General features: G+C 60.5%; 22 protein-coding genes and 1 pseudogene. 9 read left to right on the top strand and 14 right to left on the bottom strand.

Going from position 1 to position 24,648, the window contains the following annotated elements:
* Window positions 1-126: 126 nt before the first annotated feature.
* Both AC3WWR_RS21385 and AC3WWR_RS21380 read right to left on the bottom strand, forming a co-directional pair.
* The gene (locus tag AC3WWR_RS21385) at window positions 127-1,269 is read right to left on the bottom strand and encodes an acyl-CoA dehydrogenase family protein (protein WP_020796400.1); all 1,143 of its coding nucleotides are present in this window, start codon (window positions 1,267-1,269) and stop codon (window positions 127-129) included.
* Window positions 1,270-1,406: 137 nt separating this feature from the next.
* Window positions 1,407-2,096, bottom strand: a complete 690-nt coding sequence (locus AC3WWR_RS21380; RefSeq protein WP_454865840.1) for a TetR/AcrR family transcriptional regulator — start codon at window positions 2,094-2,096, stop codon at window positions 1,407-1,409.
* A 180-nt stretch (window positions 2,097-2,276) separates the two neighbouring features.
* On the opposite strand from AC3WWR_RS21380, the gene AC3WWR_RS21375 reads away from it, so the two are divergent.
* Genes AC3WWR_RS21375 through AC3WWR_RS21355 form a run of 5 tightly spaced genes read left to right on the top strand, consistent with a single transcriptional unit; the run spans window position 2,277 to window position 7,645 of the window.
* Window positions 2,277-3,323, top strand: a complete 1,047-nt coding sequence (locus AC3WWR_RS21375) for a LacI family DNA-binding transcriptional regulator (RefSeq protein WP_492599039.1) — start codon at window positions 2,277-2,279, stop codon at window positions 3,321-3,323.
* Between the two features lie 54 nt (window positions 3,324-3,377).
* Complete coding sequence (gene hisD, locus AC3WWR_RS21370; RefSeq protein WP_492599038.1) at window positions 3,378-4,661, top strand: histidinol dehydrogenase; 1,284 nt, start codon at window positions 3,378-3,380, stop codon at window positions 4,659-4,661.
* A gap of 4 nt (window positions 4,662-4,665) precedes the next feature.
* A complete protein-coding gene (locus tag AC3WWR_RS21365; protein WP_020796396.1) occupies window positions 4,666-5,106 on the top strand; it encodes an acyl-CoA thioesterase in 441 nt (146 codons plus the stop codon).
* Window positions 5,103-6,005 carry an SDR family oxidoreductase gene (locus tag AC3WWR_RS21360; protein WP_020796395.1) on the top strand — a complete coding sequence of 301 codons (903 nt, stop codon included), beginning with the start codon at window positions 5,103-5,105 and terminating at the stop codon, window positions 6,003-6,005. The genes AC3WWR_RS21365 and AC3WWR_RS21360 overlap by 4 nt, the downstream gene beginning before the upstream one ends.
* 44 nt (window positions 6,006-6,049) lie before the next feature.
* The gene (locus tag AC3WWR_RS21355) at window positions 6,050-7,645 is read left to right on the top strand and encodes an arylsulfatase (RefSeq protein WP_020796394.1); all 1,596 of its coding nucleotides are present in this window, start codon (window positions 6,050-6,052) and stop codon (window positions 7,643-7,645) included.
* Between the two features lie 304 nt (window positions 7,646-7,949).
* On the opposite strand, the gene AC3WWR_RS21350 is transcribed toward AC3WWR_RS21355, so the two are convergent.
* Complete coding sequence (locus AC3WWR_RS21350) at window positions 7,950-8,813, bottom strand: MBL fold metallo-hydrolase (protein WP_020800820.1); 864 nt, start codon at window positions 8,811-8,813, stop codon at window positions 7,950-7,952.
* A gap of 316 nt (window positions 8,814-9,129) precedes the next feature.
* Between AC3WWR_RS21350 and AC3WWR_RS21345 the strand changes: the two genes are divergently transcribed.
* Window positions 9,130-10,452 carry a DUF1329 domain-containing protein gene (locus AC3WWR_RS21345; protein WP_020800819.1) on the top strand — a complete coding sequence of 441 codons (1,323 nt, stop codon included), beginning with the start codon at window positions 9,130-9,132 and terminating at the stop codon, window positions 10,450-10,452.
* Window positions 10,453-10,471: 19 nt separating this feature from the next.
* Here the strand turns inward: AC3WWR_RS21345 and AC3WWR_RS21340 are convergent, their stop codons facing one another.
* The 7 genes from AC3WWR_RS21340 to AC3WWR_RS21310 form a co-directional block, all read right to left on the bottom strand.
* Window positions 10,472-11,383, bottom strand: coding sequence for a SphA family protein (locus AC3WWR_RS21340; RefSeq protein WP_432669570.1), 912 nt, complete (start codon window positions 11,381-11,383; stop codon window positions 10,472-10,474).
* 95 nt (window positions 11,384-11,478) lie between these two features.
* A complete protein-coding gene (locus tag AC3WWR_RS21335) occupies window positions 11,479-12,540 on the bottom strand; it encodes an NADH:ubiquinone reductase (Na(+)-transporting) subunit F (RefSeq protein ID WP_179053775.1) in 1,062 nt (353 codons plus the stop codon).
* Window positions 12,541-12,550: 10 nt separating this feature from the next.
* Window positions 12,551-12,910: a phenol hydroxylase subunit P4 gene (locus tag AC3WWR_RS21330; protein WP_083349029.1), complete on the bottom strand. Its 360-nt coding sequence runs from the start codon at window positions 12,908-12,910 to the stop codon at window positions 12,551-12,553.
* 63 nt (window positions 12,911-12,973) lie between these two features.
* Window positions 12,974-14,530, bottom strand: a complete 1,557-nt coding sequence (locus AC3WWR_RS21325) for an aromatic/alkene/methane monooxygenase hydroxylase/oxygenase subunit alpha (protein ID WP_020800815.1) — start codon at window positions 14,528-14,530, stop codon at window positions 12,974-12,976.
* A gap of 53 nt (window positions 14,531-14,583) precedes the next feature.
* Entirely contained in the window at window positions 14,584-14,856 is a 273-nt protein-coding gene (locus AC3WWR_RS21320) for an MmoB/DmpM family protein (protein WP_020800814.1), read from the bottom strand.
* Window positions 14,853-15,848 carry an aromatic/alkene monooxygenase hydroxylase subunit beta gene (locus AC3WWR_RS21315; RefSeq protein ID WP_020800813.1) on the bottom strand — a complete coding sequence of 332 codons (996 nt, stop codon included), beginning with the start codon at window positions 15,846-15,848 and terminating at the stop codon, window positions 14,853-14,855. The genes AC3WWR_RS21320 and AC3WWR_RS21315 overlap by 4 nt, the downstream gene beginning before the upstream one ends.
* A 17-nt stretch (window positions 15,849-15,865) precedes the next feature.
* A complete protein-coding gene (locus AC3WWR_RS21310; RefSeq protein ID WP_492599037.1) occupies window positions 15,866-16,141 on the bottom strand; it encodes a phenol hydroxylase subunit in 276 nt (91 codons plus the stop codon).
* 440 nt (window positions 16,142-16,581) lie between these two features.
* On the opposite strand from AC3WWR_RS21310, the gene AC3WWR_RS21305 reads away from it, so the two are divergent.
* On the top strand, window positions 16,582-18,264 hold the full coding sequence (locus tag AC3WWR_RS21305; protein WP_083349026.1) for a sigma-54-dependent Fis family transcriptional regulator: 1,683 nt from the start codon (window positions 16,582-16,584) through the stop codon (window positions 18,262-18,264).
* Window positions 18,265-18,482: 218 nt separating this feature from the next.
* Here AC3WWR_RS21305 and AC3WWR_RS21300 read toward each other — a convergent pair.
* A pseudogene (locus AC3WWR_RS21300) lies at window positions 18,483-18,623 on the bottom strand (dihydrofolate reductase family protein); the annotation flags it as partial.
* A 123-nt stretch (window positions 18,624-18,746) separates the two neighbouring features.
* Between AC3WWR_RS21300 and yghU the strand changes: the two are divergent.
* Window positions 18,747-19,586 carry a glutathione-dependent disulfide-bond oxidoreductase gene (gene yghU, locus AC3WWR_RS21295; RefSeq protein ID WP_020800808.1) on the top strand — a complete coding sequence of 280 codons (840 nt, stop codon included), beginning with the start codon at window positions 18,747-18,749 and terminating at the stop codon, window positions 19,584-19,586.
* A gap of 76 nt (window positions 19,587-19,662) precedes the next feature.
* Here the strand turns inward: yghU and AC3WWR_RS21290 are convergent, their stop codons facing one another.
* The 3 genes from AC3WWR_RS21290 to AC3WWR_RS21280 are packed head-to-tail and all read right to left on the bottom strand — an operon-like array spanning window position 19,663 to window position 23,012.
* Window positions 19,663-21,423, bottom strand: a complete 1,761-nt coding sequence (locus AC3WWR_RS21290; RefSeq protein WP_432669568.1) for a SulP family inorganic anion transporter — start codon at window positions 21,421-21,423, stop codon at window positions 19,663-19,665.
* Window positions 21,424-21,470: 47 nt separating this feature from the next.
* Window positions 21,471-22,292 carry a polyphosphate kinase 2 gene (gene ppk2 / locus AC3WWR_RS21285; RefSeq protein WP_020800806.1) on the bottom strand — a complete coding sequence of 274 codons (822 nt, stop codon included), beginning with the start codon at window positions 22,290-22,292 and terminating at the stop codon, window positions 21,471-21,473.
* A 57-nt stretch (window positions 22,293-22,349) separates the two neighbouring features.
* Window positions 22,350-23,012: a VIT1/CCC1 transporter family protein gene (locus tag AC3WWR_RS21280; protein WP_083349023.1), complete on the bottom strand. Its 663-nt coding sequence runs from the start codon at window positions 23,010-23,012 to the stop codon at window positions 22,350-22,352.
* A gap of 206 nt (window positions 23,013-23,218) precedes the next feature.
* On the opposite strand from AC3WWR_RS21280, the gene AC3WWR_RS21275 reads away from it, so the two are divergent.
* The gene (locus AC3WWR_RS21275; protein ID WP_454865833.1) at window positions 23,219-24,493 is read left to right on the top strand and encodes a peptidase MATCAP family protein; all 1,275 of its coding nucleotides are present in this window, start codon (window positions 23,219-23,221) and stop codon (window positions 24,491-24,493) included.
* The last annotated feature ends 155 nt before the right edge of the window (window positions 24,494-24,648 follow it).

Here is a 24,648-nt window from a genome sequence, read left to right as displayed (position 1 = left end):
TGTAGGAGCGAGCATACTCGCGATAAACGCTTGAACAACGCGATCATTCAGGCAGCACGCGTCATCGTTGACGTCCATCGCGAGCATGCTCGCTCCTACAAGAGGCCAGGTAGACGTGAGGCCAATTCAGAGGGTTCGCGCTACCAGTTCGCGCATGATGTCGTTGGCTCCACCGTAGATGCGGTTGACGCGGCTGTCCAGGTAATGACGGGCAACCGGGTACTCCAGCATATAGCCGTTACCGCCATGCAGCTGCACGCACTGATCCACTACCTTGGAATACAGTTCGGTGCACCAAAGCTTGGCCGCCGCCGCTGCCTGCGGGCTCAGTTCGTTTTGCAGGATGAGCTCCATGCAGCGATCGATGTAGGTCTGGCCGATGACGATTTCGGTCTTGAGGTCCGCCAGCTTGAAGCGCGAATTCTGGAATTCGATGATCGGCGTACCGAATGCCTTGCGCTCGCGCGTGTAGTCAATGGTCTGCTCGAGCACCGCCTGGCTTGCCGCAATGGCCAGGATACCAATGCTCAGGCGCTCCCAGGCCAGCTCCTTCATCAATTGGTAGAACCCCTGGCCAGGCTCGCCCCCCAGGATGTTGTCCTTGGGCACTCGCACGTCCTGGAAGAACAGCATGGTGGTGTCCTGGGCATGCAGGCCGACCTTGCGCAGCGGTTTGGACTTGGTGACGCCGACCCGGTCGGCCTCCACCAGGATCAGCGAGATGTCCCGCGAGCCTTTGCCGGTATTACCGGTCTTGGCGATCACCACGATAAGGTCGCTGTTGGTGCCATTGGAAATGAACGTCTTGGCGCCATTGATCACGTAGTCATCACCGTCGAGCACGGCGCGGGTCTTGACCGCTTGCAGATCGGAGCCGGTATCGGGTTCGGTCATGGCCACGGCAGAGATGACTTCTCCGCTGGCCATTTTCGGCAGCCATTGCTGTTTCTGCTCTTCGGTGCCGAAGTTGATCAGGTAGCCGGCGCAGATGTCGTGCACATTGAAGCCATTCAAGCCGGAAAGCCCGGCGCGGGCCACTTCCTCGACGGCGATCATCGAAAAGCGCCGGTCCAAACCCAGGCCGCCATAGGCCTGGGGGGTCGTGGCGTTGAGCATGCCCAGCTCACCGGCGCGCTCCCAGATCTGCCGGGGAACCCGATGATCCTCTTCCCACTGTTCATGGAACGGCGTGCATTGCTGCGCGAGAAAACGTTTTACGCTATCGCGAAACGCTTCATGTTCATGATCGAAGAGAGTGCGCGGGATCATTCAATTACCTCCAAAAAGATGGGCTCTGGCGATGAACGCCTTTACGCCACCTTAGGACGACTTACGCTCCTTCTGCCCCCTCGAAGCGGGTAGGCCCGCTTCAGTTGCGCCAAGCGAACCTGCCTGCGCTGGCGGCGTCACTGTTCATCCGCCGTCGTCAGCAAGGCATGGAGCATGCGCGCCAGCATGCGAACGGTGTCCTCTTCAAGCAGGAAATCCGGTTTTTCGATCAGCAACGCCCGGGGCAACGCAGTGACCGCCTGATAGGCAAGGAAGCCCGCCTTCTCGCGATCACGCACCCGAACCTCGTTGCAGAAGCGTTGTACCAGGGCTGGCATGACCTTCGAGATCCAGAAACGCTCCGGCTTGACGATGTCCAGGCGCACCAGTTCAGCGTAGTAGGCGGCCTTGATGCTCAATTGCGAGTCGATCTGCTCCCAGCGATGCAAGGCTGCAAGGCCGGTGCGCAACACCAATTCGATGCCGTCATACAGCGTCGCCGATGCAGGCAGTGCATGGATCTCGAGGATGATTTGCTGGCGGGTATCAGCGCGGTAATCCTCGAAAATAGCCGCGATCAGCGATTCCATCGTAGGGAAGTATTCGTAGATGGAACTGATCGCCACCCCGGAATAATCGGAAAGACGATAGATCGACAGCGCTTCGCGCCCTTCCCGTTCGAGGACGTCCCGCCCGGCTGTTTTCAAGGCTTCGACCAAGGCCACCGAACGTGCCTGCCTGGGCTGCTTGCGTGGCCTGGCGGGCAGTTTGAGCACAATGTCGTCATTGGTATCCAGGCCTGGAGCGGCCATGTCCGAACTGCGCATATCGTCTCCTTCAGTGTGGATCTCGTCCACTGCTTTTCGCCATTTCACACAGGCTATGTGCATGGCGAGCCGGTCGCCCCCCTCTCTTTGGGGGGAGCTCACGCCAGTGCGGCACCGTTAGCATCGGGGCCATGAGTGCACACGTTTGCACAAGACTGAGACGCGACCGGACCAAACGACATGAAGCACGACAGCACTGCCGGCGATTGCTGCGCTGCAACAAACCGCGCGACCGGCGTACGGGTATCCGCCAAGGACCTTGCGCAACGCATCGGGGTCGCCACCTCCACGGTCACTCGCGCCTTCGATGCGCAATCGCGTATCTCGGCCAAGCTACGCGTGCGCATCCTCGCCATGGCCGATGAACTGGGCTATCGACCCAATGCCATCGCCCGCTCCTTGAACCAGCGCAAGACAGGCATCGTTGCGCTGGTGGTCGGCGATATGGCCAACCCCTTCTATCCGGCTCTGGTTGAGGAGCTTTCCCTGCAACTGCGCCAGGCGGGCCGACAACTGCTGCTGTTCGTGGTGCCACCGGGGGGCGATGCGGACGAACTGCTGCCGCAACTGCTGCAGTACCAGGTCGATGGGATCGTGGTGACCGCCGCGAAGTTGTCTTCGCACATGGCCGACATTTGCGCACGCCAGGGTGTCGGCCTGGTGTTCATGAACCGCCGCGTCGAGGACGTGACCGTCTGGTCGGTGTGCTGCGATAACGAGCGCATGGCCGCCGAGGTGGCCGACTATCTGGTGGGGCAACGCCGCCAGGCCTGCGCCTTTGTGTCCGGCGATCCGGGCATCTCCACCACGGCTGACCGCTTGCGCGGCTTCGAGCGAGGCCTGGCCGCGCAGGGTCAACGCCTGGTGGCCTGCGTTGAGGGTGGATACACCTATGAAGGCGCACGCGAGGCGGCGGCCCGACTGTTCAGTGTCGGCCAACCTGCTATCGACGCGGTGTTCTGCGCCAACGACGTGATGGCCCTCGGCGTACTGAGTTACCTGCGGATGAACACCCACCTGCGCGTACCCGAGGATGTCGCGGTGGTCGGCTTCGACGACATCCGCGCCGCCGCCTGGCCCGAAAACTCACTGACCACGGTGCACCAGCCCCTGGGCCAAATGATCGAATGCGCCCTCGGCTTGCTGGGCCAGGGTCGCCCTGGCAACGGCGCCAACCAGGCGCTCCACGAGGTGCCGGGACATCTGGTACAGCGCGCCTCCGCGTAGCGTCACCTCTACACCCAGCTCACAAAAGCAAAAACAATCCAGAGGAAATAACCGGTGATTCAACAACTCAAAAAGGGTCAATCGGCCCAGGCGAAAGCCAGCAATCAAGCCCAGGTGCGCGCCACCGTAGAAGGCATCCTCGCCGACATCGAGCAGCGCGGTGATGCAGCGGTGCGCGAGTACTCCGAGAAATTCGACAACTGGGCGCCGCAAAGCATGCGTCTGATCCAGGAACAGATCGACGCCTGCATTGCCAGTCTGCCCCGGCAGACGCTCGACGACATCCGGTTCGCCCAGGATCAGATTCGCCGCTTCGCCCAGATTCAGAAGGATTCGATGCACGATGTCGAGGTCGAAACCTTGCCCGGCGTCGTACTCGGCCATCGCAATATTCCGGTCAACTCGGTCGGCTGCTATATCCCCGGCGGCAAGTACCCATTGATCGCCAGCGCGCACATGAGCGTGCTCACCGCCAAGGTGGCCGGCGTCAAGCGCGTGATCGCCTGTGCACCGCCGTTCGAAGGCAAGCCGTGCCCTGAAATCGTTGCGGCGATGCACTTGGCCGGTGCAGACGAGATCTACTGCCTTGGCGGCGTGCAGGCAGTGGCTGCGATGGCGATCGGTACACAGAGCATCGTCGGCGTCGACATGATCGTCGGCCCCGGCAACGCTTATGTGGCCGAAGCCAAGCGCCAGCTGTTCGGCCGCGTCGGTATCGACCTGTTCGCCGGCCCTACCGAAACCATGGTGATCTGTGATGACACCGTGGACGCTGAACTGGTCGCCGTCGACTTGCTGGGCCAGGCCGAACACGGCCCGACCTCCCCCGCTTATTGCGTTACCACCAGCAAGAAAATCGCCGAAGAGCTGCCTGCTGCTATCGACCGGGTACTGTCGCGCCTGGACACCGCGCCGGTCGCTAGCGTGGCCTGGAACGACTTCGGTGAGATCCATCTATGCGACACCGACGAAGAAGCCCTGGAAGTCGCCGAGCGTTTGTGCTCCGAGCATGTGCAGGTAATGACCAAGGATCCGGACTGGTATCACGATCGCATGACCCGTTACGGCGCCCTGTTCCTTGGCCACCGCACCAATGTGAGCTATGGCGACAAGGTCATCGGCACCAACCACACACTGCCGACGATGGGCGCGGGTCGCTACACCGGAGGATTGTGGGTGGGCAAGTTCATCAAGACCCACACCTACCAACGCGTGCTGACCGACGAGGCCAGCGTGATGATTGGCGAGTACTGCTCGCGGCTGTGTGGCTATGAACATATGTCCGGCCACAAAGAGCAGGCGGATATTCGCGTGCGCCGCATGAAGCAGGAGGCTTGAAGTCATGAACAAACCCCTACCGCATGAGCGCGGCGACTATCGTTACCTGCGCGACATCACCACACGCTGGATGGACAACGACGTCTACGGTCACGTCAACAACGTCATCTACTACAGCTGGTTCGACACCGTGGTCAACGGCTGGCTGCTGGAGCAGAACCTGCTCGACTTCGAGCAATGCCCTGTAGTCGGTCTGGTGGTCGACACCCATTGCAGCTACTTCTCGTCCATCGCCTTCCCCGACCTGGTGCGCGCCGGCCTGCGCGTGGCAAGCCTGGGCACTTCAAGCGTGCGCTATGAAGTCGGTCTGTTTGCCAACGACAACACCGAGGCTTCGGCGCAGGGCCACTTCGTCCACGTCTACGTCGATCGCGTGACGCGCCGGCCGGTGCCGCTGCCGGCAGCGCTGCGCCATGCGCTCGAGACCCTGGCGGTGGCGTCATGAAGAACTTCGAGGGTCGCGTAGCGGTGATTACCGGCGCCGCATCCGGTTTCGGCAAGGCTTTCGCCGAGATGAGTGCAGGGCTTGGCATAAAGCTGGTGCTGGCCGATATCCAGGCTGACGCGCTCGAGGCCACGGTCGCCGAACTGCGCGCCCGCGGCGCCTCGGTCATCGGTCTGCGAACCGACGTCTCGCAGGCCACGCAAGTCCAGGCTCTGGCCGATGCCGCAGTGGCGGAGTTCGGCGCCGTACACCTGCTGTTCAACAACGCCGGCGTGCTCGCCGGCGGCCTTGTGTGGGAGAACAGTGAAAAGGACTGGGACTGGGTTCTGGGTGTCAACGTGCGCAGCGTGATCCACGGGGTGCGCATCTTCACACCGCTGATGCTGGCGGCCGCTGCGCATGACCCGGACTACGAAGGGCACATCATCAATACCGCCTCGATGGCCGGGCTGCTCAACGCGCCGACGCTGGGCGCCTACAACCTCACCAAACAGGCGGTGGTGTCGCTCAGCGAGACGCTGTACCACGACCTCGCGCTGGTTTCCTGTCAGGTGCACTGCTCGGTGCTGTGCCCCTACTTCGTACCCACCGGTATCAGCTTGTCCGCTCGGAATCGCCCGAACGATCTGGCCAATGCCGGCGCACCGACACGCTCCCAGGCGGCGGCTCTGGCGCAGAACCAGAAGGCTACTGCCGCGGCCAAGGTCAGTGCCCAGCAGATCGCCCACCTGACCTTCGAGGCTGTCCGCCAGCGCAACTTCTATATCTACTCGCATCCCCACGCCATGGGCTCCGTGCGCGAGCGCTTCGATGCGATCGTCGAGCAGCGCAATCCACCCGACCCGTACGCGGGCAAACCGGAGCTGCGGGCTCAGTTGGTCGAGACGTTGCTCGCCTGACTCACCCTGACCTGGCATTCACTTTGACAATGAGGAGACACTTCATGATCGAAAGCATCAAGCGGCTGGCCATGGCAGGCATGGCTTGCGCCATGCTCGCCGCGCCGATGGCACAGGCCCAGACGACCAAGCCCAATATCCTGGTCATCTGGGGCGACGACATTGGCTGGCAGAACGTGAGTGCCTATGGCATGGGCACCATGGGCTACACCACGCCGAATATCGACCAGATCGGCATGGAGGGCATTCGCTTTACCGATCACTACGGACAACCTTCCTGCACTGCCGGCCGAGCGGCGTTCATCACCGGCCAGTACCCGATTCGCTCCGGCATGACCACCGTGGGGCAGCCGGGCGACAAGCTCGGCCTGCAGGCTGCTTCACCGAGCCTGGCCGAGGTATTGAAACAGGTGGGTTACCGCACCGGTCAGTTTGGCAAGAACCACTTGGGCGACAACAACCCCAACTTGCCAACGGTGCATGGTTTCGACGAGTTTTTCGGCAACCTGTACCACCTCAATACCGAGGAACAGAGTGAGTACGCCGATTACCAGAATTTTGCCAAGGACTATCCGGGTGGACCGCAGGCCTACGCCAAAAAATTCGCCACCCGCGGCGTGCTGCACAGCTTCGCCACGGACAAGGACGATACGACGACAGACCCTCGTTTCGGGTTGGTTGGCAAACAGGTCATCGAAGACACCGGACCACTAACGACCAAGCGAATGGAAGACTTCGATGGCGCAGAACTGATCCCTCATGCGATGGACTTCATGCGCAAGGCGAAGAGCGACGACAAGCCATTTTTCGTATGGGTCAACACCACAAGAATGCACATCTACACCCATCTCAACGATAAATGGAAACACGCTGCTGCCCAATACACCCACGAGGACGACACCCAAGGTAGCGGCATGATGCAGCACGACCACGACATCGGTTTGTTGCTGGATTTCCTGAAGGAGAACGGCCTGGATCAGAACACCATCGTCTGGTATTCCACCGACAACGGCCCTGAACACGCTTCCTGGCCACATGGCGCCACGACCCCCTTCCGTGGCGAGAAAATGACCACGTATGAAGGCGGCGTGCGCGTACCGTCGATGTTGCGCTGGCCGGGTGTCATCAAGCCAGGGCAGATCAAGAATGGCATCCAGGCGCACCAGGACATGTTCACCACCCTCGCCGCGGCAGCGGGCGTGCCGGATGTGGTCGAGCGCATGAAAACCGAGAAGAAGCAGTACATCGACGGCATCAACAACATCGACTATTGGACCGGCAAGTCACCCGCCAGCGCACGCACCAGCCTGCTCTATTACATCGAAAGCAAACTGACCGCCGTGCGCATGGGCCCATGGAAGCTGCACTTCTCGACCAAAGAAGACTACTACGCCCCGATAAAACCGTTGTTTGCCCCGCTGATGTTCAACCTGCGCAGCGATCCGTTCGAGAGCTACGACAGCAACGACTCCTACGGCCACATGGTTCAGAAGTCCGCCTGGATTGCCGCACCCATGGGGGAACTGATCGGCAGCCATTTGAAGACCCTGGCCGAGTACCCGCCCGTGCAGGCGGCCAAGTCATTTGACCGATCGAACCTGGTGCAGGATTTCCTGAGAAGTCAGCAGCCGCCACGCTGAAACGCGGGGTGTCTGGATACCCGCGTTGTCTGGACGTTTTTCGCGAGCAGGCTCGCTCCTACAGGTTCCACACGGACCTTTGTAGGAGCGAGCCTGCTCGCGATGGTCTTTAACGGTGACGCGGGGTGTCTGGATACCCGCGTTGTCCGGACGTTCTTCGCGAGCAGGCTCGCTCCCACAGGTTCCACACGGACCTTTGTGGGAGCGAGCTTGCTCGCGATGGTCTTTAACGGTGACGCGGGGTGTCTGGATACCCGCGTTGTCTGGACGTTTTTCGCGAGCAGACCTCCTGCAAGGGCATGCATCAACACGAGAAACGGCTCAACGTGGTGTACGTATCAAACGCCTGGTAACGCGAATGTCGATCACGCATGATCTTGATCATCGCAATCTGCGGATCACTGGAGAACACCAGGCGCCCGCCGCTGGCCACCAGGTGGTCCAACAGCCGTTCTTTCTCGCCCACCAACCCTTCGGGATTGCGATCGTTGGCCGTCGTTACGTCCAGGCGCAACCAATGGGTACCGGGAATCAGGTCGCCGGCAAACACCACCGGCCCGCCGGGCATGGCGATTTCCGGGATCAATTGTCCGGGGGTGTAGCCATCGCTGAAGTGAAACTGCCAACCGTCGCCGAGCTCTTTGCAGCGCGCGTCATCGACCAGCACCAGCCGCCCACTGCCTTGCAGCCTGCGCACGATCTGGCGGACGAATAAAGCGCGATCATGGGGATGGTTGTGAAGCGCACGGGACCAGTGACGCTCTCCGGTAATGTAATGCGCAGCAGGAAACAGCAAGCGCGGCGTATTGCCCTCCTCGATCGCCGCACTCAGTTCGGGAGTCAGTTGCGCGTGCAGATGCGTCAGCACCACCGCACTGATATCGCCTTCAGCCAGCCCCTGTTGCGCCAGGCTGTCGAGCAATCCCGGCGGATGTTTCTGACAGCTGCAGGTCCGTCGCAGCGGCGCCAGCAAGGCGCTGGCACCGGCCAGCACCAGGATATTCTTGCCCCCTTGCTGCACCAGCAGGCCCCGCGAGGCCAGGTCCACCAGGTTGTCCTGGTCGGGCTTGATCCATTCAGCCCATAACTGCCGCGGCGTATTACCGAACATCACGCCACCATCAAGCTTGCGACTGCTACCGGCCAGAGTGGATAAACAACGGTTCACGACAGACACCTCTTCGAATTCGCCCCAACTTTGCAGAACGTGCGGGTTTTATGAGGCCTGAAGGATAATCCGCCTTCACGTCCACGCCCCCACCCGTGTGGAGTGGGGCCCGGACGGATCACTGGCCAACACATTCCACATCCTCGCCGAAGCTCTACCCCTGTCATCAATAGCCAAGTATCTGTCGTCAAATGCGAAGCACCCCTCAATCGCAGGTCTTCTAATAGCGCTACAAACTCTGGCAATTGAGCCGACGGATGTGACCGTGGCCTCTGAGTCACGAGTTGCCTGGTCCGCCTGGCAGGAGAATAACAAGATGAAATTGGTGAAAAGTCTTCTGGCAGCCATCCCCCTCATGGGGCTGGTCATCGATGCCCACGCCTATGTATCGAGCCAGGAAGCCGCCCGGCTGGGCACCAGCCTGACGGGAGTGGGTGCCGAACAGGCCGGCAATGCCGACGGTTCCATTCCGCCCTACAGCGGTGGCCTGACCACGGCCCCCGCCAGTTTCAAGGCCGGCGACAGCATGCGCCCCGACCCCTTTGCCCACGAAAAACCGCTGCTGGTGATCAACGGCAAGAACGTCGATGCGTACAAAGGCATGCTGACCGCCACCACTGTCGCGTTGGCCAAGCGCTACCCTGGCTTTCGAGTCGATGTGTATCCGACCCACCGCACCGCATCGTTGCCACAGGCGGTGCTGGACAACAGTCGCAAGAATGCCACCAACGCCAGGTCCCTCGACGGCGGAACCGCCATCGACAATGTGATGCCCGGCGTGCCGTTCCCGATCCCGCAGTCCGGTGCCGAAGCGATGTGGAATTTCCTGTTGCGCTACCAGGGCGTCAACATCCATTCCAAGTACGACTCCTGGAGCGTCGACACGGCGGGCGTGCCGAGCCTGGCGGTCACCGGCGAAGCGTACGTGTCCTTCCCGATCTACGAGAACATGTCGAAGCCGTTCAGCAGCTCGGACATCTATTATCAGTTGAAACTGTCCTACACCGGGCCTGCGCGCCGAGCCGGCGAGTCGATCATGCTCAAGAACGCCACCAATGCCACGGAGTTTCCTGGCCGCGCCTGGCAGTACATGCCGGCCCAGCGCCGGGTCAAGCAGATTTCGATCCTGGCCTACGACACGCCCAACCCCGGCACCGCCCGTGCGCTGGAGCTGTATGACTGGACGCTGGTAGGCAAGCGGGAAATGATCGTGCCGTACAACACTTACAAACTCACCTACGCCCGCGAAGCCAAATCGCTGACCACCCCCAATTTCATTGCCCCGGATTACGTGCGCTGGGAAAAACACCGGGTCTACGTCGTCGAGGGCAATCTCAAGCCCGGTGCCAAGCACATCTATCAGAAGCGCCGCTTTTACCTGGATGAAGATACCTGGGCCGCGGTGGCCTCCGATCAGTACGACACCGATGGCCAGCTGTATCGGGGCTCCTTCGCCTTCTTCAGCCAGAGCTATGACCAGCAGGTTCCCGATGCCACCCCGTTCATGACGTACGACCTGTCGCGTGGCACCTACAACATCAATGGCGTGGTCGGCCCCCACGGTGGCATCCGCTACATCGAACCGCTGTCGACGGCGCAGTGGGCGCCAGAGTCCATGGCGGTGAGCGGTATTCGCTAGGGGCGGCGATGGAGACCGATCAAAAAGGGACGGTCAATTTCATCCAGTAGGCATTACCTTCCGCGCGGTTGCGAACCTGGGTTTCCTGCTCCCACTTGGCGGTCAGAAACCAGCCTTTATCGCTCGTATATTTCACCGACGGGCCAATCGCTAGCGCCCTGCCTTTGTTGTCCTTGACCCGTTCACCGTCCTGCCGGTCATCGGTGGTCTGGTGAACGATGTAACCGCCCACGCCCACCACCCAGCCATTGCCCAGGCCCCAACCTACTGCGTAATCGGCATGCAGTTCCGAGCCGGAACGGTAGTCGGTCGCGGGGTTGCGGCGGTTGAAGTCATACATGATTTTCGCGTCGACGTTCAGGCCATTGGGGTCGACGTAAGACACCGCCACCACGGGTTCGACTACCCAGTAATTGCGTCCGATGTTGGCCAGGTCATCGCGATCGTATTCACCCGACGGCGCAATGAAATCCACGGCGACAATACTGTGTAGCTTGTCACTGTGATGGAAGCCCAGCGCCGGCCCGAAGATGATGTCGCCCAATCCCTGTTTGCTTTGGGACTGGCCATTGAGCTCAACCTTGAGGTCTACCAGCGGCACGATGGCGTGGAACGCCAGGTTGCCACCGAGCACCTGCTGCTCGGTGACCCAGATCAGTCGTGGCGCAATGGAGTTGGCCCGCACGCGGAAGTCCACAGGCACTTTGTCACCCCGATTGTCGCGTAGCGAGTCGGCTTCGTAGTGGCCGACATAGAACTGCGAATACAAGCCCGGCGGTGGCATGGCACCGGACATGTAGTTTTCCGCCCCCATCGGGTAGGAAGATCCACCGTTTTCGGTGGCCAGCGCCCCGCCACTGACTACCGCCAGCAGGCTCACTGCGGCACAGGAAAGGCAATTGCCACGCTTGGTACGCGGTACGGCTTTCATAGGTTGATGACCCTTTTGTTGTTTTTATAGTCAGCCGAAACCCTGCCGACCTTCGGGAGGTCAGCAGCGTCCGGCGTTGTGTGTTGCGGGTAAACTCAGATGCGTTTGAACAACGCTGAGCGAGTGCTTTCGCTGGCGCCATCGGCGGCGCTGTAGAAGCGCTCCATGAAGATGTCGCGCTCGAACAGCCGCCCTTGCATCAGGCAAGTAATGGCCGAATCGATCATCACCGGTGGCCCGCACAGGTAGGCTTTACGCGTACTGAAGCGGCCCTCGAAATGCTCCTTCGCGGCGTCATGCACGTAGCCTTTGAACCCCGTCCAATCGACATCGTCCTCTGCCTGGCTGAGCGCGGGTACGTAGGTGAAATTGGCGTAGTCGCGCTGCAATGCCTCGAACAGTTCCTGGTTGTAGAGCTCCGCGCGATTGCGCGCCCCCTGGAACAGCACGATCTGGCGCGTATCCCCTGCCTCCAGCAGATCGAGAATCATCGATTGAGGGCTGGATAATCCCGAGCCGCCCGCGATGAAAATCAAGTCACCGCTTTGCGAGGTGCGTACAAAAAACTGCCCGTACGGCCCGGACAATTCCACCCTGTCTCCGACCTTCAGTTCATCGTGAATCCTGCCGGTCACCCGCCCGCCCTCGACCCGACGCACGTGCAGTTCCACTTCGTCGGCGCGACTTGGCGGGTTGGCCAGCGAAAACGCCCGAGTGCCTTCGATGCCAGGCAATTGCAGGTTGATGTACTGCCCGGCCTGGAACGCCATGGGTCGATCGAGCTTGAGGTGCACGCCCTTGATGGTCGGCGACAAGTCCACCAGCGCACTGACCACTGCGCGGAAGTCCTCGACCGGGTGCCCGAGAAAATCAGGGTCGGCGTCGATGTCCGCTTCGATCACCATGTCGCTTTGCGGAATGGCGCAACACGCCAGGACCTTGCCTTCGTCACGCTCGATATCCATCAGTGCAAAGGAAGACGCCGCTCCCAGATCCGCTTCGCCTTCAAGGACCTGGATCTTGCAGGTGGCGCAGGTGCCATGTCCGCAGGCGAAGGGCAGCCAGACGCCCTGGCGCAACGCTGCCTGGAGGATGGTCTGGCCCTCCTCCACTTCGATTGTTTCGCCCGTAGGCTCGATGGTTACTTGGTAGCTCATCACCGTGTCCTCAGTTGAAGGTGCCGGCAATGCCGTTCAAGCCCGGAGTAGCGAGGTGCAGCAGGCTTTTATGGTCGATGCCGTTATCGATCAGGCTTGCCGCATTGTCGGGTGTGAACGGTTGATCGTTCAGGCGCCATAGCGCCTGGCTGAAATCCACTCGACTGGCATCCGGGTGCTGGGAAATCGAGGGCTTGACCACCTGCTCGATGAAGTCAGCGAACGGCATTGCCGGTGGCAGCGGGAAAGTGAACGGGGCGCAAAACATCAGGTGTTTTTCCCAGCACAGGTACACCAGTTGCAGGCCATGGAAGTTTTCCTGGCGATCCAGGGGTTGGGCCTCATAGGCACCGATGGAGGTCACGGGCATGATTTTTTCCTTCCTGTCAGGTGGGTTTGAAGCAGACCAGCAGGCCCGCTTCGGCGCAGGGCGTCAGCCGGTCTTGAGCAGATCCGGGTCGACGGGATTGGCCGGCGCACTGTGACGATCATTGGGGTGCCAGTCCTGCCAGCGCCGATGCTCGGTGGAGCCCAGGTATTCAAAGTTGTCCTGGCCGGGTTCGATGTTGTAGTAGTCGCGCACCACCGACTCGACATCCGCGCCACCGCAGTTGCCCTGCAATATCTGATGCACCGGTAGCCAGGCCTGGATGTACTTGGTCGGCTCGTACTGGAAAATGTCGCAGCAGCCCTGGGAACAGAAGTGATAACGCTCGCCTTCGTGCTCGGTGCTGCGATGGCTGAGTGTGGTCTGGTCATCCGGCTCGCCAAACGACAGTGGGATCTGGCAGATCTGGCACAGCATCGGCAGGGTCGGGTTGTAGAAACGCTCGCCCTTCTCCTGGAGCGCGCGCCAGTGCTCAAACCGTGGGCGGTAGATCTTGTCGAAGGTGTCCGGGTACTTGGACGAGAGCCAGTCCAGTTCCTCGTCGGTCGGCATCCAGGTATGGAAGTTGGTCGCCTGGCTGTACTGATAGAAGATCGACCAGGCCTGATGGCTGACGTGATCCTTGGCAATATTGGCTTCTTCGACATGCTTGGGCGGGCGAATACCGTAGCGCTCCAGGTCCTTGAACAATGCCCCGCCCGCCTCTTCGAAATACACGCCCCAGGCTTCGGACCAGGACATCACCTTGTTGGGCAGCATGTAGTCCATCATCATCCCGACCAGTGTGAGCAAGCGGTAACCACGCCAGAACCACTTGTCGATCCAGCGCTGGATGATCGGTACGTTGTCCTCGTGTTGCTCCAGCAAAAACTTGATGACCTCAAGGCCCAGCGTCATGTGGCGGGCCTCATCCGACTGTGCGGAGAAGCCGAAGGTCACGGTGGCCATGTCGCCGTTGAACGCGGCGCCGGACATGAAAGGAACGAACAGCAGATTGGTCAGCACGTACTCGAACGAAAACGAGATGGCCGTGAGGAACTCGAACGGCCCCGCCGTCCGCGCGTCCTCGAAGAACGACTTGGGCACCGAGAGGAACCACACGCGGTCATGCATATGGGCGAAATCATGCAAACCGTTGAAGTGCTTGTTGTAGTGGCTCATTGCATGAATCTGGGTCTGTACGTGGCGCAGTTCGTCGATAGCCTGCATCTGGCAGGCAATTCGTGCACCGGCGCCACTGAACTGTCGTCCAACCCGTGCGAACCCTTGGTAGGCCTGATATTCCAGCGGTGTCACACCGGACAGGAACAGCTTCAGCGCGTTGACGTAGCGGGCGTCCGACAGCGTGGTATGCCCATTGTTCTGCGAGAAGGCGTCGAAGATCGCGTAGAGTTTTTTCTCTTTCTCAGCCTGGTATTTCCAGTAGGTATCCATGGTCAAGCGGAACGGATCTTCCCACTTGTCCCAATCGGTGATCTTGATGCCTTCGAAACGTTCGTGCGGGTAGATGTCCTCGTGGGTCTGGTAGCTGGGCTCCCAGTCCAGGTCACGGGTCATGCAGCGGTATTTTTCTTTGGCATTAAGGCGTTTTTTCACGGCCATGATGGCGCTCCCGAATTCTTGTTATGGATCAAACCCTGGCTTGAAACCGGCGGTCAGTTGTTCCAGTGGAGGGAGAAGCTGTCGTCCTCTTCCACGACATTGCCGCCGAGGGTGATGACGTACATCAGCATTTCCTGGATGTCCCAGGGGCTGCCGGTCAGTTGCTCGACTGTCTCGCGATGGATATCCAGGCGGCCCCTGGCCTCAATGCGGATCATCGACGGTTGGTGCTGAATCTCGGCATGCGGGTTGTCCTGGACGATCGCGTCGACAATCGAGCGCGCGTAGTCGGTGTCCTGCAGGTTGATGTAGACGAGGGAAGTCATGGGCGGGCTCCTGTCAGGCCGATTTTCTTCAGGCGTGCGCTGAACTCGGTGCACACGGTATCCAGCGCGGACGTATCGAGAGTCAGGGCCGCCAGGGGCTCGAGTGCCTCCACGCAACGGGCACTCCAATGATCGACCCAGCCTTGCACCAGGTCCTTGTTGGCCGGGCTTTCGTTGATAACAGTCTTGAGCAGCCCGTCGACCCAGCGTTGGCTTTCGGCGAACCACAGGCGCATGAACTCGGTGAGCATGCCGACCTGGCCGGCACCATTGGCCGAGAGTTGTTCGTCGAGCTTGTGGAACAGCAGCGGGTACACCAGGCCATCGCTGACCAGGTTTTGCGCCAGGGTCAATTCGAACCAGTCGCGAACCACCAGGGTGTCTTCGACGTAGCGGCGCAGGCCTTGCCATGCCGGGTCGCCGAGCCACTGTTGCTTGGCCTCGGCCAGCAGCAATACGTCGCCGTCATCGAGCATCAGGCCGATCCGTGAGAGGTACTGGGCGATGCCCAGGCGATCCATGGCCTGGAACATGTGCATTTGCGTGACGCTCGTGCCGAACCCGTCGGCGGCGATGCTGCTGTTGTTCATGTTGGCGCCCATCTCGGCGTGCCGAAGCGGCAACAACAGCCTGCTGATCAACTGCACATTGCGCGCGGACAGCCCGGCAAGCATGTCGCGCTTTTCGCAGAACGCGTAATCATGCTCGGCATTTTCCTGCATCTTGGCCCGGGCCTGGACGTAGGCGCCGTAGTAGTACTGGCGAGGGTCGCTGACGGCATACCAGTCAGCCATCACCACCGCAGTGCGGGTGGCGTCATTGAGCAGTTTGTCCGGTTGCCACAACGGCCGGTAATGAAAATTGGTCGCCGACTCCAGGTCGAAACTCGCCTCCTGATATCGGCTGGCAACCTTGTCGCCAAAGCGGCGACGGGTATGGCTGAAGGTGTTGCGGATCGTCTCGACGGTCGTCGTCTTGATCTCGACACTCATGGTGTGGACTCCTGTAATTATTGTTGGGGGGCCTGTTCACCTGCGGCGCCACGGGTTTCGCCGTAGCGCCACTTGTGCGCATCGGCGTCGAGGGCCTGGGACATCTGCGCGTCCATGTGCTGGACGTGGTGGGTTTCACAAAACTGCTTGAATGCCTGATGCGGCATGACAAGCTCGACGTACAGGTCGGGAAAGCCGATGGCGAAATCGAACTCGACAAAGGCAGCGTCTGGCTCACTGCGCACACGGACGTAGCGCGGCATTTGATCGAAGGTGCTGCCAGGTGGGTTCATGCTCGGAAACTCCCTTGTTGTTATGCAGGGATGCAGAGCAACATGAGTGCCAGCGCAACAGCTGGAATCTTAAATAAAGAATAAACCTAATAAAAACAGATGGTTACATAGATCGCAGTAGGCCCTGCAGGGTGCAAGTATTCGCATGCGGAGATCTGTCGACATGGACGAATTGATGATTTGATCAATCCAGGGCAGGCGGTTCGAGCAAATGAACAAACGTCGCTGCAAAGGCCGTAACCGCTCCGGATCAGTCGTGATGTCGACCCAAGACCCGGCGCTCAGTCGGTGAATATCCATTTGACTTTCAATTGAAATTCGGGACGTTCTATATAGGAATTTTCATCGCTTTTTCTGACACGGTCCCTCGGTCACGCCCCAGCCTGGGTGCAAGGAGCCCTGTTATCCCCACAAACAAAAAGACATAGGGGTTTGTTTTCATGACCATGAAATACCGGGCCTCCGAGCATTCTGCACAGCTCAAGGACCTGACCGACCGCGTGCACTTTCTCGGCGGCGAAGGAAAGATCTGGCTCGATGAGCAACGCATGATGCTGATGCAGGTTTCGGCGATGGCGTCGTTTCGCAGGGAGCTGATCGAGATGATCGGAGCAGAACGTGCAAAGGGCTTTTTCCTTCGCCTGGGCTATCAGTCCGGGCTCAAGGATGCGCAGCTGGCACGAAAACTACGGCCCAATGCCAGTGACATCGATATGTTCCTTATCGGACCGCAACTGCACTCGCTCAAGGGCATGGTCAAGGTGCGTCCGTTGAAGATGGACATCGATATCGAGGCCGGAACCTTCTATGCCGACATCGAGTGGATAGACTCTTTCGAAGTGGAAAACCACCAGAGTGAACAACTGCATTCCGATCAGCCGATTTGCTGGATGCTCCTGGGCTACGCAATCAGCTATTCGTCGTTTTTCATCGGCCGGCAGATCATTTACAAGGAGGTCAGCTGCCGGGGATGCGGGGACACAATGTGTCGGATTATCGGCAAGCCCGCCGAGGAATGGGAGGATGCCGACACGTTCATGCGCTATTTCCAAAGTGATTCAATCATCGATGAATTACACACCCTGCAGCTTCAAGTAGAAAACATGAACCAGCGCCTGCAACTGGGTGCAGGCCAGTTTTACGGCATCGGCCGGTCAGCGATCTACCGCAAGACCTGCGACCTGATCGACAAAGTCGCCCCAGGCAAGGCTTCAGTCCTGCTACTGGGTGAAACCGGCGTCGGCAAGGAAGTCATCGCGCGCAGTCTGCATTTGCGCAGCGAGCGCGCTGGCGGTCCTTTCATAGCCCTGAACTGCGCAGCCATCTCGCCAGACCTGATTGAAGCGGAGCTGTTTGGCGTCGAAAAAGGCGCTTACACCGGCGCTCAACAAGCGCGCATGGGTCGCTTCGAACGCGCACATGGCGGCACCTTGTTTCTCGATGAAATCATCGAACTGACGCCTCGTGCCCAGGCCAGCCTGCTACGGGTGTTGCAGGAGGGTGAGCTGGAACGGGTGGGCGATAACCAGACGCGCACTGTCGATGTGCGCGTCATCGGTGCTACGCATGAGGATCTCGCGCAGGCGGTGAAGGAAGGACGTTTCCGTGCCGACCTTTATTACCGATTGAACGTCTACCCGGTGCGGGTTCCTGCGTTGCGCGAGCGTCGCGAAGACATCCCGCTGTTGATTGAGCACTTCCTTGAAAAGCTGCATCAAAGCTATCAGAAAAAAACCCTCGGCCTTTCCGATCGCGCCAGCGAGGCCTGTTTGCGCTACGACTGGCCAGGCAATATCCGTGAGCTGCAAAATCTCATCGAACGTGGCGTGATCATCACAGACAGCAATCAGAGCATTTCCGTGGAGGCACTGTTCCCGCACCAGTCCGACGAGGCCTACAGTATTGGCCTGTCGAGCGAAGGTGCTTTGATCAGCCAGAAGCTGGCGCCCACCGATGAGTGGGTGGGCCGCCTGCTCGATCTTGGAGTGAGCCTTGAAGCCATGGAAGAGCAACTCCTGCAAGGTGCCATGGAACGCGCCGGGCAGAACGTTTCGGAAGCAGCGCGCCTGCTCGGAATGACGCGACCGGCACTGGCTTACCGGCTGAAAAAGAAGCCGGATTGAGGCCTGGCCTTCAAGCGCACGGGTCTCCACTGGCGCTTAAAGGCTTGAGCGTGTCACTGCGCAGCACTGTCCCTAATCAACGGGATATCGATGAGCGGGTGTACATCACCTACACCCGCGAGTTGTTCTGATCAGGCCTTCTCCTTCAACGAGCCGTCGCCGGGAGCACGTTGCGGTCACTGCCGTTCCACCTCTTCAAAAGATCCCGTGCGCGCCTCGCCGCGGGTGTCTTCATCAGGCCCGCCGGGTGCTTGAATGACGCCATCGAGGCTGATGAAAGCGGCAACGATAAGCTTGCGCATACTCTTCTCCTGATTCGCCCTCGTGAAAGTTCCTGCCCTGGGAACATCGAACCAGATGCATTCCCTGAACCCTGGTCGAACCGACCTCTGCGAAATCGACAGCAGTTGCTCGAAGCGCCCCGGCGACATACTGTTTTACCCCAGGTCAACGTCATCACAACGAACTATGGGGTCCATCACGTGAGCAAAGCGTCTTATGTTCCTCCCAAGGTCTGGAAAAACAACGCGCCCTCTGGCGGCGAGTTTGCCAATATCAACCGCCCTGTTGCCGGCCCGACCCATGACAAGACACTGCCGACAGGCAAGCATCCGTTGCAACTGTATTCGCTGGCGACGCCCAATGGCGTAAAAGTGACGATCATGCTCGAGGAGCTATTGGCGCTTGGGCATACCGGTGCCGAATACGACGCCTGGCTGATACGCATCAGCGAGGGCGAACAGTTTTCCAGCGGCTTTGTCGAGATCAACCCGAACTCGAAGATCCCGGCGTTGCTGGATCGCAGCGTCGAGCCGCCGCTGCGCGTGTTCGAATCCGGTTCGATCCTGCTCTACCTGGCGGAAAAGTTCGGCGCCTTCCTGCCCACCGATCTCGCGGGACGCACCGAAACCCTGAACTGGCTGTTCTGGCAAATGGGTTCGGCGCCTTACCTGGGCGGCGGCTTCGGGCACTTCTACGCCTACGCGCCGGAGAAGCTCGAATACCCGATCAACCGCTTCACGATGGAGACCAAGCGGCAACTGGATGTCCTCGACCGCCGACTTGCGCAAAGCCCCTACCTGGCCGGTGACCGCTACACCATCGCCGACATCGCGGTCTGGCCCTGGTACGGCCAGTTGGTGCGCAACAACGTGTATTCGGCTGCCGAATTTCTATCCGCCCACCAATACACCCACGTGCAAAGATGGGCGCAAGAAATCGCCAATCGACCGGCGGTCATCCGCGGTCAGCGTGTAAATCGGACGTGGGGGGATGAGGCGAGCCAGGTGCCTGAACGGCATCAGGCTGCTGATCTGGGCTGAAGGACCGCATACGTCCGGCGTTCACAGCGCCGGGCGACAAGAGCGGCGCCCGTTACTACCCCTTCCAACCCGCCAGCTATTGCTCGGGGTGCATCGCCAGATAGTTGTCGACTGCAGCCCCTACCGTGGGAAAAAACGCCGATTCGCCAAACCTTGCGAAAAGCCCGAAGCGCTTGAGTTTGTCCTTGACCGGGTCCTTCATCTCTGCCACGCACAACTTGATGCCCGCCGCGTGCAGGGTGTCGTCGAGCTCTGCCAACATGTCGGCCGAGGTCACGTCGACACTGGTGACCGGCTCCGCCGCCACGACCAACCAGCGCACCGGCGTGGGCGAGGCCGCCACGGCGTTCAGCACACGCTCGTTGAACAGTTCGGCGTTGGCGAAAAACAATGGCGCATCCCATCGAAACAAGACCAGACCGGGGATCAGGTGCGCGTTCGGATAACGCTGGATGTCGTGGTAGCCCTTGACCCCCTCGGCTTGCCCCAGCACTGCGGAGTACGGCCGCCAGCCATCCCACAGGAACTCGATAACGGCGATCACGATAGCCAGGGCGATACCCTCGATCGCCCCGAACACGGCGACGCCAATGGTGCAGGCGATCGACAGCCAGAACTCCCAGCGCTGGATACGATAAATGCGTCGCAGGTCGGTAACTTCGATCAAGCCAATGGCCGAGGCGATCACCACGGCTGCCAGTGCGCTGTTGGGCAGGTTTTCCAGCAGGTTCGGCGCCACCATCAACAGCACTGCGACCGCCAGTGCGCCGACCACGCCGGTCAACTGGGTCTTGGCGCCGGCGGCTTCAGCCACGGGCGTGCGTGAAGAACTGCTGCTGATGGGAAAACCCTGGAAAAACCCCGCCGCCAGATTGGCAAAGCCCAGCCCCGCCATCTCCTGGTTCGGGTTGACATAGGTACGGGTGCGCGCCGCGTAGACCCGCGAGAGCACGCTGGTGTCGGCAAACGAAACAAGGGCGACGGCGCAACCGCCGATAATCACCGGGACCAGGTCGTCGCGGGTGATCCAGGGGATCGCGAACGCTGGTAAACCTTGGGGAAGCGCACCGAGGACCGCCACACCCGCGCCCTTGGCCAGGCCCAGCACACCCACGGCAATGGTCGCGCCTGCCACGGCGATGAGGATGCCCGGGATACGCTTGTGGCCTTTGAGCAGCAGGATCACCGCCAGCGTGGCGGCGCCCACAAGGAAAGTGGTCCAGTTGGCCTTGCCCTCCATCACCCCGGTGGTGATCGCCCACAGGTTTCTGAACGGACCGTCGGACTCGATCGAAAAACCGAAGATTTTCGGCAATTGACTGATCAACACCGTGATGGCGATGCCGTTCATGTAGCCGTAACGGATCGGTTTGGACAGCAGCTCGGTAATGAAGCCCAGGCGTGCGATGCCCGCCAGGATGCACACGGCGCCCGACACGATCGCCATCATGCTCGCCAGGGCAACCGCGCGATGAGGGTCGCCGCCCGACAGTGGCAAGACGACGGCAAGGATCACGGCCGCCAGCGAGGAATCCGGCCCCAGCACCAGGATCCGGCTGGGGCCGAACAGTGCATAAGCGATGAGCGGAACGATGGTCGCGTACAGGCCATAGATGCCGGGCACGCCTGACGCCACGGCGTAGGCGATGCCGACGGGCACCAGCATGGTGGTGAGCACCAGGCCGGCCATGATGTCATGGCGCAACCAGGCTATCTGGTACTTTCGCAGCGTAACAAGCCCGGGGAGCCAACGGCTCCAGCCGTTGCCGTCGCCGCTATCGCGAGGTGCAATGCGACCCGGTTCCGGGGTGGGCGGCGAAATATCCGAATGGCTCATGTGTCTATGGCCTTTAGTGTCCGGCATAGCGCCGCGGAAGGTGCCTCTCAGAATTTTTCGGGAATTCGCCGCAGCGGATAATCCGGCTCGCGATAACCGCCAGGCTTCTGCCGCTTGGGTAACACCACCTTCTCGCGTGCGACGTCCTCATAGGGAACACGGCTGAGCAAATCAGAAATGATGTTCAGCCGCGCGCGGCGCTTGTCGTTTGAGTTGGCGACCAACCAGGGGGCGTGCTCGGTGTCGGTCGCCTGGAACATGTCGTCACGGGCTCGCGAGTAGTCATACCAACGGCTGTAGGATTTGAGATCCATGGGGGTAAGCTTCCAGATTTTGCGCCCATCCTTGATACGCTCTTCCAGCCGTCGGGTCTGTTCCTCAGGACTGACTTCCAGCCAATACTTAAGCAAAATAATGCCCGAATCGACAATCGCCCGCTCCACGTTGGGCACCGTTTTCAGAAACCGTGCAACCTGCTCCTTAGTGCAGAACCCCATCACCCGCTCCACGCCCGCACGGTTGTACCAACTGCGATCAAAGATCACCACTTCGCCAGCTGCCGGCAGGTGCGGCAGGTAGCGCTGGACATACATCTGGCTTTTTTCCCGATCAGTCGGTGCCGGTAGCGCCACCACGCGAAACACCCGCGGGCTCACACGCTCGGTCAGTGCCTTGATGGTCCCGCCCTTGCCGGCGCCGTCGCGCCCCTCGAAGACAATGCAGATCTTGATGCCCTTGGCTTTTACCCATTCCTGCAATTTGACCAACTCGACGTGCAGCAGGCGCAGTTGCTCAAGGTAATCGCTGTTCTTCAGCTTCAGGCTTTGTGCGGGATAACCCTTAGCGGCTTTCTTTTTGTCCTTTGCCATGACCAAGACCTCAGGAAAACGGGTTGTCGACAGGTACGCAGTGTGATTGCTGGCTGCTCAGCCACCGAGTGCAATGATCGCGACGATCAGCACGGCACCGGTGACCGCCATCGCAACGCCGCCAACCCAGGGTTTTGCGCCGGCATAGCGCGCCAGTATCCAACCGGCGAGGAACAGCACCACCAGCCCGACCAGGTTGGACAGGCGTACGGCAAGCGCTGTCTGGTCGAGCAACAGAAACGGCACCACGAGGGGAAATGTCGATGCCACCACCAACAGGAACACCCCGACCGCGCCCCTGATGTCGTCCCAGGTAAGGCGTGGCTGCACCGACGTGTTGGCAAATTTGACCAAGCGCAGACGCAGCGACTCCAGCTCTTCGGGACCGGCCGCGGCGACGAGACGTGGTGGCAGTGCATCGGCAATCAGCGCTTGCCCGGTCGCCGCATCCGCTGCGCCGCTCAGGGCGGTGAACAGCGTACGTTTGCGCGTGCGCTCGATCAGGCTGCGCAGTAAATACATCACTGCGTCGGCAAGCCCCCAGGCCAGGTTGCAACCCAGCGCTGCGAACATCATCGTGCGTTCCGCCTCCTGGCCAGATGTTGCCACGCTGATGGTTCCGGTGAAGGTCATTGCCATGAGCAGGCCAAAGATCACTTCAGTCACGCGATCGACCGGATCAAGTACCCGTGCCCGCTTTTGCTCTGCTGTACCTTGCATGCAGTCATCCTCGCACGGCCGCATCCACGTGAGGCCCTTTGAGACAGGCCACGGCAGCGGTCTTTTATCACTGGGCAGTTTCAACAAATTTTCAGTGTAGTTTGAAAAGCTTGTTTCGCTGGCGATTCAGACTGCACCGTCGCACCGCGAGGCCTCGGCACCGACTAAGCTTTTACAATTGAACCTGATTGCCCATGGAGATGTGCGTGAGCAGCGCTCCCCTGTCCGAACTCGATGCCGCCCTGCCCGGTCTGGTGCGCAAGATCCGCGTGCTGGATGCCTTGGCCTGGCCGGAGGGGGTCGAGGAAGATTTCCTGGCGCGCTGGCGCGCCGGACAAGCGCAATTGCCCAAGGTCGAGTTGCGCCCGCGTGATCACGGCGCCGACATTTGTGCGCTCGAAGCCTTTATCGGTCGCTGCGATGAGGGGCATCCAGCCGGGCGCCACCTGGCCATGACCGCGCGCAGCTATGCCACGGCCGGGCACATGCTCGGTGCCATAGGCACGCCCGCCTTTACCCAGTATTCGTCAGCCTTGTATCGGCGTCCGGACTTCTACTATCCGAGCCTGAACCTGAGCATGCTGGACGCGGCCCACTTCTTCCTCAAGACCACCGACGCCCTTCTGGGCGGAGCGCGGATTCCTCCGAGCCCCGCTGAGATCCCGGCCGAGGCCTTCGCCGCCTGGATGCAACCGGAACTGGACCGTTTCTTCGGCCCGGGCCGGATCACAGTGGTGCTCGATCCGACCCTGGCCGCCAAGGCCATTGCCGGGGCGAGCCGCATTCGCCTGCGGGCCAGCGCACTGTTTTCGCAACTGGACAAGAACCAGCTGTTGCAGCACGAGGCTTTCGTGCATGTCGCCACGGCGCAGAACGGCGCGTTGCAATCAAACCTCAAGAGTCTTGGCCTGGGAGCACCGCGTACCACCCAGACCCAGGAAGGTATCGCCACCCTCGCCGAGCTGTTCACCGGCAGCATGGACATCAACCGCCTGCGTCGCCTCGCCTTGCGTGTGCTCGCGGTGCAACAGGCGCTCGATGGCGCCGATTTCATCCAGGTGTTCGAAGGTTTTCTTGCTGCCGGCCAGACCCAGGAGGAATCCTTCCGCTCGACCCAGCGGGTATTTCGCGGTGCGGATCTGCACGGCGGTTCGGCGTTCACCAAGGATGCGGCCTACCTGACCGGCTTGCTTGGCGTGCACACCTTGCTGCGCATCGCGATCCGCGACAACCGACCGGAACTGGTCGGCTATCTGTTCGCCGGGCGCCTGAGCCTGGGGGACACCGTACGCCTGGCCCCGCTCTTCGAGTCCGGTTGGCTCCAGGGGCCAGTCCATCTGCCGGCCTGGGCCTCGGACCTGCGCCTGCTCGCCGCCAATCTGGCCTTCTCTGCGTTTATCTCGAGGATCAAGCTGGATGTGCTCGACCTGGACGTGCTCATGGCCTTCGCCGATGCGCATGAAGCCGATGCCAGTGCCTAGGAAGGTAGGACCTGTAGGAGCGAGCATGCTCGCGATGGTGGCACAACCACCGCGGGGAGTTGATCGTTCCCACGCTCTGCGTCACTAGTGTCCGGTAAACATGTTTCATAGCTGAAGGCTGCCTTGGGCAGCCTTCAGCTTTTCTCGCTCCTGCC

The organism is Pseudomonas sp. EB271-G4-1, from assembly GCF_058791355.1.
Note: the sequence above shows the minus strand (reverse complement) of the source record. Positions and strands in the feature narration are given on the sequence as shown.

What these genes read in the sequence shown, in the direction of transcription:
- AC3WWR_RS21385 (WP_020796400.1), bottom strand. Translation starts at nt 1,269, where the DNA reads ATGATCCCGCGCACTCTCTTCGATCATGAACATGAAGCGTTTCGCGAT.
- AC3WWR_RS21380 (WP_454865840.1), bottom strand. Translation starts at nt 2,096, where the DNA reads ATGCGCAGTTCGGACATGGCCGCTCCAGGCCTGGATACCAATGACGAC.
- AC3WWR_RS21375 (WP_492599039.1), top strand. Translation starts at nt 2,277, where the DNA reads ATGAAGCACGACAGCACTGCCGGCGATTGCTGCGCTGCAACAAACCGC.
- AC3WWR_RS21365 (WP_020796396.1), top strand. Translation starts at nt 4,666, where the DNA reads ATGAACAAACCCCTACCGCATGAGCGCGGCGACTATCGTTACCTGCGC.
- AC3WWR_RS21360 (WP_020796395.1), top strand. Translation starts at nt 5,103, where the DNA reads ATGAAGAACTTCGAGGGTCGCGTAGCGGTGATTACCGGCGCCGCATCC.
- AC3WWR_RS21355 (WP_020796394.1), top strand. Translation starts at nt 6,050, where the DNA reads ATGATCGAAAGCATCAAGCGGCTGGCCATGGCAGGCATGGCTTGCGCC.
- AC3WWR_RS21345 (WP_020800819.1), top strand. Translation starts at nt 9,130, where the DNA reads ATGAAATTGGTGAAAAGTCTTCTGGCAGCCATCCCCCTCATGGGGCTG.
- AC3WWR_RS21340 (WP_432669570.1), bottom strand. Translation starts at nt 11,383, where the DNA reads ATGAAAGCCGTACCGCGTACCAAGCGTGGCAATTGCCTTTCCTGTGCC.
- AC3WWR_RS21335 (WP_179053775.1), bottom strand. Translation starts at nt 12,540, where the DNA reads ATGAGCTACCAAGTAACCATCGAGCCTACGGGCGAAACAATCGAAGTG.
- AC3WWR_RS21330 (WP_083349029.1), bottom strand. Translation starts at nt 12,910, where the DNA reads ATGCCCGTGACCTCCATCGGTGCCTATGAGGCCCAACCCCTGGATCGC.
- AC3WWR_RS21325 (WP_020800815.1), bottom strand. Translation starts at nt 14,530, where the DNA reads ATGGCCGTGAAAAAACGCCTTAATGCCAAAGAAAAATACCGCTGCATG.
- AC3WWR_RS21320 (WP_020800814.1), bottom strand. Translation starts at nt 14,856, where the DNA reads ATGACTTCCCTCGTCTACATCAACCTGCAGGACACCGACTACGCGCGC.
- AC3WWR_RS21315 (WP_020800813.1), bottom strand. Translation starts at nt 15,848, where the DNA reads ATGAGTGTCGAGATCAAGACGACGACCGTCGAGACGATCCGCAACACC.
- AC3WWR_RS21310 (WP_492599037.1), bottom strand. Translation starts at nt 16,141, where the DNA reads ATGAACCCACCTGGCAGCACCTTCGATCAAATGCCGCGCTACGTCCGT.
- AC3WWR_RS21305 (WP_083349026.1), top strand. Translation starts at nt 16,582, where the DNA reads ATGACCATGAAATACCGGGCCTCCGAGCATTCTGCACAGCTCAAGGAC.
- AC3WWR_RS21290 (WP_432669568.1), bottom strand. Translation starts at nt 21,423, where the DNA reads ATGAGCCATTCGGATATTTCGCCGCCCACCCCGGAACCGGGTCGCATT.
- ppk2 (WP_020800806.1), bottom strand. Translation starts at nt 22,292, where the DNA reads ATGGCAAAGGACAAAAAGAAAGCCGCTAAGGGTTATCCCGCACAAAGC.
- AC3WWR_RS21280 (WP_083349023.1), bottom strand. Translation starts at nt 23,012, where the DNA reads ATGCAAGGTACAGCAGAGCAAAAGCGGGCACGGGTACTTGATCCGGTC.